The organism is Staphylococcus auricularis, assembly GCF_051172115.1.
Classification (GTDB): domain Bacteria; phylum Bacillota; class Bacilli; order Staphylococcales; family Staphylococcaceae; genus Staphylococcus; species Staphylococcus auricularis_A.
The window spans coordinates 171782-183556 of the sequence record NZ_JBPIZN010000003.1; the positions used below are offsets into that span (position 1 = coordinate 171782).

Sequence of the window (11775 nt, forward strand, 5' to 3'; positions counted from 1 at the left end):
GTTTTAGGATACAAAGGAGGTATATTTATGAAGAACGATTTACCAACAGCGCGTCGCAATTTAAGTAGCCCTAACATTAAAACGCGTAAGCGCGCATTAAAGATCATTAAACAACATAAAAAAAATAAATAACCTAACGCACTTTGTATCAACAATCATTTTTACTTTTGTTTGTCACTAGCTATTTACATACAACTTTAAAGCAAATAGCTTAATTAGTCTTACTTTCCTTATTCATTTTAATAAACGTGTTGTATCTTTACTGATGTCCACAACAGCACTGAGCCTATTAAAATGATTTCATACACCTGATAGTCTAAGGTCAGGTGTATTTTTTATGTATACAATTAAAAATGATACAACCTTTCATATAAGCGTATCTACATATATTACCACAAAAATAAGAGATCGGGACGATAAAGTCTCAACCTCTTTCTTTAAATGCGCACGTCACTCCATTTTAACTATTCGTGCGACTTTCTTCCATTATAGATAATATTTATCTTTAACTTGTAGCGCATCGTCTAATTCGTAAATTAACGGTGCACCTGTTTTAATTTCATAACCGACAATATCTTCATCAGATACATCTTCTAAATATTTAATAAGCGCACGTAATGAATTACCATGTGCAGAAACTAATACTGTACGACCGTCTAGAAGTTGTTGTGATATTTGGTCATTCCAATACGGTATAACGCGATCTAGCGTATCTTTTAAGCTTTCACCTTCTGGTAAAATGCGGCGATCAAGGTGCGCATATTTTCGATCATTTAAATAACTTTCACGTTGTTCATCACTTTGAGCAGGTGGTTTCGTATCGTATGATCTACGCCATTCGTGTACTTGATCTTCCCCATACTGTTCACGTGCATCATCTTTGTTTAACCCTTGTAATCCGCCATAATGACGTTCGTTTAAGCGCCATGTTTTATGAATAGGTAAAAATAATTGATCAGACTCTGCAAGTAAGTGATACGTTGTTTTAATCGCACGTTGTAACAATGATGTGAAAACAACATCAATATCAATATGTTGTGCTTTTAATTTTTGTCCTGACTGAATCGCCTCTTCACGTCCTTGATCTGAAAGGTCGACATCAGCCCAACCCGTAAATAAATTTTTCGCATTCCAATCACTTTGACCATGTCTACAAAGAATAAGTCTTGGCATGTTATACCTTCTTTCTATTTACTCTATTCAATTTAAATATGCAATATCCCTATCGTTACTTTACGACAAATCGTATTCAAATAGCTAGCGATAAGAAGCATACCCTTATTCTAACATGGAATCTGGTTCTGGATGAACGTAGATCGAAGTGACACCGACTTTATGCATATGTCGTTCAACTTGGTCACAAATTTGGTGCGCGGCTTCTAATGTAATGTCTGATTTAACAATGATAGATACATCAACAAAGACGCTACTACCGTGATAGCGCCCTTTGATACTTTGTACTCTGATGACCCCGTCCACTTGAGCCACCTCTTCTTTATATGCTTCTAGTTCTTGTTTATTAAAGCCATCACTCAATGTGAAAATAGATTCTTTAAAGATGCCAAAACCAGTGTAAACGATGAGTAGACCTAAACCGACAGCTAAAATCGTATCGATAATAGGTAGGCCAAATTGTGTGAAAATCAATCCAACTGCAGTACCAATACTGACCAGACCGTCAGATAGGTTGTCTTTTGCGGCTGAACTTAGAGAACTGCTTTTCGTTTTAGCTGCGAGCCGTTTATTATAAATGTAAACAAGTAACATCACAATTCCACTTAAAATACTCGTGTATATAGTGATTGCACTTGGCACGTGTGTCTCATGGGTGAAAAGTCTAGGTACATTTTCTATCACAACTTGTATCCCGACAAACATAATGATGAACGAAACGACTAATGTAGAAATATTTTCGGATTTCAAATGGCCGTACGGGTGGTTTTTATCTGCAGGGATGATTGAAATCTTAAGGCCGATAATGACAGCAAGAGACACGATAATATCTGTCATATTATTCAAACCGTCTGCACGCATAGCTGCTGAATCAAAAATAAAACCGACACTATATTTCATGATTGAAAGTAATATATAAGTGATTAAACTAATATAAGCCCCGCGTTGTGCGAGTTTTAATTTTGCTGTTTGGTCCATCATTTTCACCACCTTTTTTAGTTTGGAATACTATTATGAACCATACGAAACTCAATTACAATATTTTAATATAACAAAATTATTAAATGAATATTACCCAAACTTATTTTTAGCTACCCCTAATCCGAGAATTAGACATAAAAAAACCTATTAAACCTGACATCGCTAAGCCAGATTTAATAGGAAGCATTGAATCACCTGTACTTTATCTATCTCGTAAAATATATTTTGATAATGCAAAGGTGATAGGAATAGAAACTACGATACCAATAAATGGTGCGATCACCGGTGAAACGTGGAACCAATTCACAAACACATACAATAGTGCGGTTTGTAATCCCATGTTGACGACCTGCGTAATTGGGAACTGTATGAATTTACGTAACGTTGGTTTCACGTTATAAACGAAATAACAATTTAAGAAATAAGAGATGACAAAACTGATGAGGAAACCAATTACATAACTCACCATATAATGTATCCCAATAATCTTGAGCAGTAACAAGTAAGCACTATAATGTACTAATGTGTTTATACCGCCTACAATAACAAATTTAATGATTTCAAAATGTGTCTTGGTTAATTTCATTACCCGTTGACTCCTCTATATCCGAACTTCTAAATTTTTTATTCATGATATCTGTCATTTTTCTTAATATGAACCACTTCTCATAATCGCTTTCTATATTTTTACTTGAGCAATTATACTACAATTAAACAGAGATCAAAATCAATCAATTGTATCATCTAACGAGAGGATGAAAAAATATGAAGCCTTTTAATATTATCATTGCACCCGATTCGTTTAAAGAGAGTATGACCGCGCGTCAAGCTGCAGAAGCGATTCAACGTGGCTTTGAAAAAGGGTTTAAACAACCCGCTCAGTATACGATTATACCGATGGCCGATGGTGGCGAAGGAACGACAGACGTATTAATAGAAGCTTTAAATGCATCACTGCAAACCGTTGAAGTCAAAGATCCGTTAAATCGAACAATCAAAGCGCAATACGGCTTATCAACGTCGAAACAAACTGCTGTCATCGAATTAGCAGCAGCGTCAGGACTCGATCTAATCAAAGAAAACGAACGTGACCCACGTTATACGACTACATTTGGAACCGGCCAATTGATTCAAGATGCGTTAAACCACGATGTGAAACGTATCATTCTTGGTCTAGGCGGGAGTGCTACAAATGATGGTGGCGTTGGCATGTTGCAAGCATTAGGGGTACGTTTCCTTGATGCACAGCACAAGCCACTCCCTGCAGGTGGCATACACTTATCTGAACTTACGACGATAGACACAACATTGATGGATCCACGTTTAGCCGAGGTTGAAATTACCGTCGCTAGTGATGTATCCAATCCTCTATTAGGTGAACGTGGAGCCACTGCAGTTTACGGCCCTCAAAAAGGGTTAAACGCGCAAGACTTTACACGCTTAGAAGGCGCACTTAGTCATTATCATGACATTATAGAGCAACAATTACATATTTCCGTGAAAGATCGACCAGGTGCGGGGGCAGCAGGTGGCACGGGTACTGCGTTACTTGCCTTCCTTGATGCGACACTTTCCAACGGGATTGAGCTCGTGTTAGAAGAAACGCACTTCGTTCAACATGTCGCTAAAGCTGACCTAGTGATTACAGGTGAAGGACGGATTGATTCTCAAACGATTTATGGTAAAACCCCGATTGGCGTGGCGAAAAGTGCTCATCCTTTCCACTGTCCGGTGATCGCAATTTGTGGCAGTATCGGAACAGGTTACGAAGCTGTATATCAACATGGTATAGATAGTGTCTTTAGCATCTTAAATGCGCCGACCGAACTCAAAGATGCCCTATTAAACGGACCACAATTTATCGAAAGCACTGCGGAAAATATTGCACGATTATTGAGTTTAAAATTTTAAATCTGAAAGCTACTATCTTTGAAAAAATTTTAATTACAATCCCTCAGAAAAATGCTATAATGGGACGTATCTCAATTTGAAAGGAGCGTTCCACTTTTGAAAAGTCATTCAGAACAGCATCTGTCGCTAATGGTCATCATTGTACTCGGTGTCATGACGACATTCGGTCCACTAACCATTGATATGTTTAGTGCCGCGTTACCGAACGTACAAGACGATTTGGGTACAACGACATCTCGTGTCCAACTCACTATGTCCTTCGCGACAATTGGATTAGCGCTCGGTCAATTTATCTTTGGACCTCTATCCGATATATTCGGACGTAAGAAAGTTGTCCTCATTCTAATCGCTGTTTACACAGTGGCTACAGCCATTGCCGCATTTACGTCAGGGCTTGGCTTCCTACTTGCTTTACGTTTTACCCAAGGTCTAACTGGGGGTGGCGCGATCGTTATCGCTAAAGCAAGCGTCAGTGATACTGAAACAGGAAGAACACTAGCCAGAGCCCTTGCATCACTACTCGTCGTTAACGGTATTATTACAATAGCAGCACCGTTACTGGGTGGTTATGCCTTGAGTATAGGGAACTGGAGAACGATCTTCATATTCCTCGCAGTGATTAGCGTAGTGATATTTATTTTCTCACTTTTAAAAATGGAAGAAACACAAACAAATACATCAGATCGTGTCAGCTTCAGAAGCGTATTTAAAGATTTCGGTTTACTCCTAAAAACACCGAGATTCTTAATGCCGATGATGCTACAAGGTTTAACATATTTAATGCTATTTTGTTTTGCATCTGCAGCACCATTTATCACGCAAAATATTTATCATATGACGCCGCAACAATTTAGTGTGTTAATGTCCATTAATGGGATTGGCTTAATCTTAATGAGCCAACTCGTGGCATTCGTCGTTAAATACGTACCACGAAACTTCTTAATGATCTTACTCACTATCGTCCAATTAACAGGTGTTGCATTAATCATCGCTGTGATTGTCGCCGATTTACCAGTATGGTTGTTATCTGTCGGCTTCACACTTAATGTTTGTCCAGTAACAGGTATTGGACCTTTAAGCTTCGCCCTTGCGATTGAAGCACGTACAGGTAGTAACGGGAATGCAGCCAGTCTACTCGGCTTATTCCAATTTATTTTAGGCGGTACGATTTCTCCACTTGTAGGTTTACAAGGGGAAGCAAGTGCCACACCATACTTAATCGTTATCTCTATTACAGCTATTTTAATCATCGTATTAGAAGTCTTCTTAACACGTAATATTCATAAATCTAATACGTATGTCGCATAATTAGAGAACATTAAAAACAAACACCTCTTATGTAGATGATTCGTCTATATAAGAGGTGTTTTACTATGTATATTGATAGATGCTTTACACATCTCGACTTTTGCGAAAAAAGCAAAGTTGGGATTTTTATTTTAAGGTCGTAAAAAAGTCAATAGGATGTGAGTAAGGTCCATGAAAAAACGGCAACTAGGTATCACTTGTAGAGAAACTCCCTAAAAAAGTGAATGTAAGCTTTCGTAGCGAAAATAACCTCAATGCGTTGTGCTTAATCGTGCATTTTTGAATCATTCAGTATATACTACGAGTAATGATTTGGAGGTGACGCCATGCGCGCAATTCAACTACCTGTAAAACCCATCAGTCAACTCTTCCCTATTCCTATGTTAATGGGATGTGAAGGTGTATATGCAGCGATGATTCTGCAATATAATCATATCGATGTGAAAGCCACACAAATCATGAAACATTGGCCTAAACATCCTAACAACCCACGTAAAGGCTATGTGGGCCATCAATCATTTATCAAATTAGGGCATCATCAAACCATCTTCCCTACTGCTTTTGTGCCATATTTAAAACGTTTTACACCGCGCGTTAAAGATAGTTCTGGTACATCTTTAACTGAATTAGAAGACGTACTCAAACAAGGTCAGCCTGTCGTTATCTATCCTACCTCACGAGCTAAACGTCCAGTGAAACAACGCTTCAAAATTGATCATCATCAAGAACAGTTGGTCTCGAATATTCATATTACAGTGCTCACAGGATTTGATGACCCATACTATTATTATGTCGATCCATTATGGGCTCAACTTTGTGATCAGCTCCATGTCCCTGCTGTCTTCCCAGGTCGACTTCAACGCAATAAAATTCCTAAACAACAATTACAACGCAGTTTTGATGCAGCAGGTCGAATGAGCTTTTATATTGATGTGCCTGCGCCTCAATAAAATATCGCATGCTTGTTGTTATTGAGAAGATTCGAAGTGATTTAACGCTTGAGTGTGCGGTCACAATATAGAGTAAAGCACATTTTAATCTTCTAGCTCTATGATCGCTAGCGTATCATTTATTTCTCGGGAAATATGTGGTGTTCGCCACTGTCTTGGATACCCTAGACAGGGACATATATAACGAACACCTTTTTCTTCGATTTGTTTTCGAAAATGGACATGTCCCATAATGCTATAGCGAATTGGAAAGTCTTGATAGAGTTCATCAAAGTCACGTGTACCAATGAAAGCATTGAAAAAGTCAAAGATACGATGTGGTGTGGGTACCACAAAACGTGGATGTGTGACAATATGCGTCACTAAGATAATTTGTTTATCACGCACTTGTTCTAAGTCTTCTCGTGCTTGGGCTACTGCGCGTTGTGATAGACTACGATCACTATATTCCCAATTGATTCTTTCCTTATCTTGCCAGGTCGCACCTTTAAACTTTCCTCGGTCTAGGCGCGCTTCTGAAAATCGTTCATGATTCCCATATCGATGATCATACCAAGCGGTGTTGCCAACAATCGCCCAGTTTTCATTGATCATGTATGGTCGAGTCATTAAACAAGTTTCCATTTCCATATAACGCTGGAGAATTTCTTGAGAAGACGTATGCGTTTCTGAAGTCCAATAATCATGATTCCCTGGTATAAAACGTATTGGGATGCGACACGATTGTTGAAACTCAGTTATAAAGTTATGCGTCAGCTCGAACGTATTGGAGATATCCCCTGCAATGATTAGTAAATCTAGTTGTTGTGCTTCAGCTACTTCTATTAAATTCATGAGATAATCTCTGGGTTCCAATGATTCATGACGATCCACGTGCAAGTCTGCGATAGCTCCGATTCTCATATTTATCCTTCTTTCATTCGCACTTCCATATGATTTAAAAAAATCTTCTTTTTTATCACTTCAAAACGATTCAAAATCACTTCATTATTCTATGCACCATCCCTCAATACTTCACGAAAGACATCCATCAACCTACACTTTGGCATGATTTTCGCACAGTGTGGCACACCGAAACACTGCGCGAAATGAATTATGATACAGTATGGTTGTTCTTAATTTAAAGTGGAGGCATGATATAAATGAAGCAACTCATCATAGGAATCCTGTTTTTATCTTTCATATTAACAGGTTGTGACTACTCAAGAGAAGAAGATCGCACTGGCATTTTTTATCATGTTTTCGTCCAACCGATAGATCAACTGATACATACTCTAGGTCATTTATTCAATGAACAATATGGATTGGCAATCATTATCATGGTGCTTCTTATCAGATTCATCTTACTCCCTTTTATGCTTATCAAGACTAAAAATATGCACATTACACGCGAAAAAACAAAAGTAGTTCAGCCTGAGTTAGATCAAATGCATCAAAAATTAAAAGACGCAAAAACACCTGAAGAAAGACAACAAGCGAATCGTGCCCTGACTGAAACGTACAGTAAATATGGCATCAGTCCTTGGAAAGGTTTAGTGGGTTGCCTACCTATCCTCATTCAAATACCGATTATCCTCGGACTCGTCGCTGCATTACGCTATCCTTCAGAAGGTGGCATTATTGAGCGTCCCCACTTCTTGTGGTTTAACTTGATGGAACCTGATCTCGCTATCACCTTGATCGCAGCTGTCATGTATTTCATTCAACCATTAGTGAATGCGATGCATTATCCTAAATCTCAACGCAGCACCTATTATTTCATGATGGTCGCATCACCCATCTTCATTACCTTTGCGGCACTTCATTCAACATCTGCACTGGGTCTATACTGGACATTCAGTGGGTTATTCTTAATCATTCAAATGCATTTTGCGCACAGTCACTATCATAAAGTCGCTGTCAGAGAAGCTCAGCAACTCCGAGATAACCACCCTATTCAAATGTCTGATGAAGAAGCAGCATCAAATGACTGACTTACTTGAAATAGGAAAGAGGTTTGGATCTGATATGTTTGATGCGCACCCCAAAAGTTGGACTAAAAATCTAACTTTTGGGGTGCAGTACAGTTCCAAACCTCTTTTTCACTATAATCTTTTACTTCCACCCGTTCATCTACGCATTTTACTATTTAATGAAGTGTTCTGTGATGATTGTTTCTAATACATGTGGTAACTCTACAAACGCGCTATGTTTATGCAAACGTTCACCCATCTTGTGGGCATCTTTACCTACGGGACCACACAAAATTGTCGGTGCACTGATACGTTGAATACTTTCAAAAGGTAAGTGATACGTGCGATTAAAGTTGGCACAGTTACGTTTAAACGTTTCGCCTAACGTCTGATCCGCTTGATGTTGTGCATAGCTTGAATCACTGATTGTATTAAAGCAGTGCACGTGATGACTTGGTCTTTGATACTGTGACTCTAACGTCTGTTGAACTGTCTTAATAATACCTTGAGCAAGAGGATCCTCTGAAGCATTGACCGCTGGATAATAAGGCGCAGCAAATAGAGTCACGACAGCTGGAGTAATGTCACTACAACGTTGTAACAACTGTTTAGCGATATGTAGATTTTGGTAGAAAAGCTCTGGTATCTCATCGATTGCTTCCTCAATCCACATTTCAACTTGACTTTCCCCAAACTGTTGTATCGCATAACCTTTCAACTGTTCTAACGTAAGCACATTGATCTTACCTTCAAAAGGTAAATCTTCATTTTCTAACAAAGTGAGCCAATCTTGCTCACAACGTTCGACCGCTGAAATGACTTCATCATTAAATAAACGAAAGACCGCTTCTGGTGATCGTTTAAATGAAAACACATTATACAAACCGACTGAGATAAACGGCGTTTGCACATCATAATGTATTTTTAAGTCTTTATTCATTAACGAAACAGGTAACGGTGTACTTTCTTGATCATACGTTTCTCTGAATGCACGGTTATATTCGATAGCTTGATTGATGTAGCTCATCATGTAATTCGAACTCAATCCGCTTAACGGATTACCGACGTGTGTAGCTTTCCCATAGCACACGATACCTGGCATCATTTTACCGATTGAACCACTGTAGACATAATGATCGTCTGAAGACATATCTTCTTGCATCGTCGGTTCGCTATTTAAATGAAGTTGGATATCTAAGCCTTCCTTCTCTTTTAAGGTTGCCAATGCATCAACAGCCTTTCTCATTCCTGAAGAGTATACCTCTTCATCCGGTACAGTAACTAATATAAGATTCACATCCCACGCTTCAACACTCGCTTTTTCAAGCAGTGACATATGTAACATGAGTCCGGCTTTCATATCCATACTGCCACGTCCAAATAAATAGTCGCCACTTTCTAAATCAATCTGCGCTTGTGAATCTAAATAAGATGGATGTTCAAGATAAGCTTGATATAGCGCGTCTGGTGACATCGCATGGGTTTCAAACATACCATAGTCTTCGATTCCTACCGTATCAAAATGACTGATTAAAACGACTGTGCGTTTAGATCCTTTCGATGCGCGATAGTGCGCTAATAATAATGGCTTCTCATCCTTAGCATAAGTGATTTGGAGTTGGTCTTGATGTGCGTTAAAATAATCGAGCTCCAACAACAATGATTTCACAAATGATGGAAATGTGCGCTCATTCTCAGAGTCAGTCACAGTATGATGTTGAATCAAACGTTTTAATAACGTTTCTCGCGTTTCAGGTGTTTGCCATAAAGCATCCATTCGTTAATCCCCCTTGTCTTCATTTGCTTTATTATAAGCTTTTTGAGAAATCGCTTTCAATGTTTTTTATATATTTTTATGAAAAGAAGGATTCATAGGACAAGTAATCGTCTTATTTTGAAAATCTGCTAAAGCATTCATTTATTTTTTGTATCTCACTTATTCATATAGTGTTTAGGAACAAATACAAAGATGAGTATTAATGCAATCACACCTAAAGCAGCATTAAACATTTGTCCTACCATTGCACCTATTTCTGTAGATGATTGAGCTGCAACCATCGTAAAGATCGTAACGGATAATGCGAGACCAAAGGAATTACCGAGAGAGGAGGCCATTTTATAAATCCCAGAGGCCACTCCAACTTTATCACTCGGTGCTGCTGCAACTGCAGTATCTGTGGAAGGTGTTGCTTATAATCCGAGACCCATACCATAGAATAAGTAACCAACCACACTACTCAATACATACCATGGAGTCGGTAGAAATGTGAGGCACAGTAAAATGACGCCAATCGAATTCAGGAGTGCCCCAATCATCATCGGTCGTTTCGGCCCCACATGTTGAAGAATCTTTTCACCGACGCGAATCATAATCAACACTGAGAAGAGATAAGTGAGTGAAATATAACCTGATTGCTGCGATGTAAAGCGTAATCCAGATTGATAATACGTGTTTGCGATAATGAGTGAACCAGCTACCCCATTCAGTAAAAAATTAGAGAGCGTAGCACCGACGTATGCTTTATGCTTAAACAAGTTGAGATCGATGAGCGGATTTTTAACTTTGTCTTCATAATAAACGAATCCTACCCCTGCTAATATAAATAAAGCGAGTAAACCGATAATAATCGGAGAAAAGAAACCGAGTGTTGAAGATTGAGTGATGACTAAATTGATACTGAGCATCGCGATGACAAGAATGATTAAACCAACCATATCAAAACGTGCTTTACGTGACGCTTCTGTTTGAACCCCTCTTGTTTCAGGTGTATGCTTCATTAACAACATCGAAGCGATAGAAACAATAATAGAGAATACAAAAATATAACGCCATCCTAAATTCGTAGCTACAATACCACCGAAGAAAGTCGAAATCCCCGTGCCACCCCATGATGCGATAGACCAATAGCTCAGTGCACGCTGGCGCTCTTTATCTTTATAATATTCGTTGATGATGGCTAACGTCGCTGGCATAATACATGCAGCAGAAAAGCCTTGTACACTTCGTCCTATAATTAATAACACTGTAAACGATGAACAAATGACGAGAATTGAACCAATAATATTTAAGATGAGTCCAATATAGACCATCTTTACACGCCCGTAACGATCTGCCATACCGCCAGAGCCTACAACGAGTAACCCACAGAGTAATGAAGTGATACTGACAGCAGTACCAATTGTTGATACGTTACTACTAAATGATGTTTGTACATCATTTACGATATTGACAATAGAGTTTGAGAATAGCCAAAACGTAATCACAGCTAAAAAAATACCTAAAAGAAGTCGATTATCCCCTTTGATGGTTTGACTTGAATCCATGATGAATTTTCCCCCTAATAAAATCTCTTATATATAAAGATTCAAATCTACTATACACCCTTCAATAACAGCTGAAATTTACAATTAAAATGTCTATAGCAAACTCAAATCGTTTATCCAATAAAATCGTTTTCACGATTTCTTAATTTAATATGTAAGTAGATGCCATGCTATGC

At 38.5% G+C, this 11775-nt stretch carries 10 protein-coding genes and 1 pseudogene; 5 read left to right on the forward strand and 6 right to left on the reverse strand.

Annotated features, from left to right (window positions below; genetic code table 11):
• Positions 1-27 precede the first annotated feature (27 nt).
• Complete coding sequence (locus ACSBRB_RS07260; protein ID WP_107392836.1) at positions 28-132, forward strand: putative metal homeostasis protein; 105 nt, start codon at positions 28-30, stop codon at positions 130-132.
• A gap of 354 nt (positions 133-486) precedes the next feature.
• On the opposite strand, the gene ACSBRB_RS07265 is transcribed toward ACSBRB_RS07260, so the two are convergent.
• The 3 genes from ACSBRB_RS07265 to ACSBRB_RS07275 all read right to left on the reverse strand — a co-directional run bounded on the left by ACSBRB_RS07265 (position 487) and on the right by ACSBRB_RS07275 (position 2740).
• Positions 487-1173, reverse strand: a complete 687-nt coding sequence (locus ACSBRB_RS07265) for a 2,3-diphosphoglycerate-dependent phosphoglycerate mutase (RefSeq protein ID WP_435032243.1) — start codon at positions 1171-1173, stop codon at positions 487-489.
• Between the two features lie 105 nt (positions 1174-1278).
• Positions 1279-2151 carry a cation diffusion facilitator family transporter gene (locus tag ACSBRB_RS07270; protein ID WP_435032244.1) on the reverse strand — a complete coding sequence of 291 codons (873 nt, stop codon included), beginning with the start codon at positions 2149-2151 and terminating at the stop codon, positions 1279-1281.
• A gap of 205 nt (positions 2152-2356) precedes the next feature.
• Entirely contained in the window at positions 2357-2740 is a 384-nt protein-coding gene (locus tag ACSBRB_RS07275; RefSeq protein ID WP_435032245.1) for a GtrA family protein, read from the reverse strand.
• 179 nt (positions 2741-2919) lie between these two features.
• On the opposite strand from ACSBRB_RS07275, the gene ACSBRB_RS07280 reads away from it, so the two are divergent.
• The 3 genes from ACSBRB_RS07280 (at position 2920) to ACSBRB_RS07290 (ending at position 6323) form a co-directional block, all read left to right on the forward strand.
• Positions 2920-4065, forward strand: a complete 1146-nt coding sequence (locus ACSBRB_RS07280; protein ID WP_435032246.1) for a glycerate kinase — start codon at positions 2920-2922, stop codon at positions 4063-4065.
• 96 nt (positions 4066-4161) lie between these two features.
• Positions 4162-5373 carry a putative multidrug effflux MFS transporter TcaB gene (gene tcaB / locus ACSBRB_RS07285; protein ID WP_435032247.1) on the forward strand — a complete coding sequence of 404 codons (1212 nt, stop codon included), beginning with the start codon at positions 4162-4164 and terminating at the stop codon, positions 5371-5373.
• A gap of 326 nt (positions 5374-5699) precedes the next feature.
• On the forward strand, positions 5700-6323 hold the full coding sequence (locus ACSBRB_RS07290; protein ID WP_435032248.1) for a C39 family peptidase: 624 nt from the start codon (positions 5700-5702) through the stop codon (positions 6321-6323).
• Between the two features lie 84 nt (positions 6324-6407).
• Here ACSBRB_RS07290 and ACSBRB_RS07295 read toward each other — a convergent pair whose 3' ends face one another.
• Positions 6408-7226: a metallophosphoesterase gene (locus tag ACSBRB_RS07295; RefSeq protein WP_435032249.1), complete on the reverse strand. Its 819-nt coding sequence runs from the start codon at positions 7224-7226 to the stop codon at positions 6408-6410.
• A gap of 239 nt (positions 7227-7465) precedes the next feature.
• On the opposite strand from ACSBRB_RS07295, the gene yidC reads away from it, so the two are divergent.
• On the forward strand, positions 7466-8296 hold the full coding sequence (gene yidC, locus ACSBRB_RS07300; protein WP_435032250.1) for a membrane protein insertase YidC: 831 nt from the start codon (positions 7466-7468) through the stop codon (positions 8294-8296).
• Positions 8297-8447: 151 nt separating this feature from the next.
• Here yidC and ACSBRB_RS07305 read toward each other — a convergent pair whose 3' ends face one another.
• Complete coding sequence (locus ACSBRB_RS07305) at positions 8448-10052, reverse strand: M20/M25/M40 family metallo-hydrolase (protein WP_435032251.1); 1605 nt, start codon at positions 10050-10052, stop codon at positions 8448-8450.
• A gap of 155 nt (positions 10053-10207) precedes the next feature.
• A pseudogene (locus tag ACSBRB_RS07310) lies at positions 10208-11599 on the reverse strand (MFS transporter).
• Between the last annotated feature and the right edge of the window lie 176 nt (positions 11600-11775).

What these genes read in the sequence shown, in the direction of transcription:
- yidC (WP_435032250.1), top strand. Translation starts at nt 7,466, where the DNA reads ATGAAGCAACTCATCATAGGAATCCTGTTTTTATCTTTCATATTAACA.
- ACSBRB_RS07260 (WP_107392836.1), top strand. Translation starts at nt 28, where the DNA reads ATGAAGAACGATTTACCAACAGCGCGTCGCAATTTAAGTAGCCCTAAC.
- ACSBRB_RS07305 (WP_435032251.1), bottom strand. Translation starts at nt 10,052, where the DNA reads ATGGATGCTTTATGGCAAACACCTGAAACGCGAGAAACGTTATTAAAA.
- ACSBRB_RS07265 (WP_435032243.1), bottom strand. Translation starts at nt 1,173, where the DNA reads ATGCCAAGACTTATTCTTTGTAGACATGGTCAAAGTGATTGGAATGCG.
- ACSBRB_RS07270 (WP_435032244.1), bottom strand. Translation starts at nt 2,151, where the DNA reads ATGGACCAAACAGCAAAATTAAAACTCGCACAACGCGGGGCTTATATT.
- ACSBRB_RS07275 (WP_435032245.1), bottom strand. Translation starts at nt 2,740, where the DNA reads ATGAAATTAACCAAGACACATTTTGAAATCATTAAATTTGTTATTGTA.
- ACSBRB_RS07280 (WP_435032246.1), top strand. Translation starts at nt 2,920, where the DNA reads ATGAAGCCTTTTAATATTATCATTGCACCCGATTCGTTTAAAGAGAGT.
- ACSBRB_RS07290 (WP_435032248.1), top strand. Translation starts at nt 5,700, where the DNA reads ATGCGCGCAATTCAACTACCTGTAAAACCCATCAGTCAACTCTTCCCT.
- ACSBRB_RS07295 (WP_435032249.1), bottom strand. Translation starts at nt 7,226, where the DNA reads ATGAGAATCGGAGCTATCGCAGACTTGCACGTGGATCGTCATGAATCA.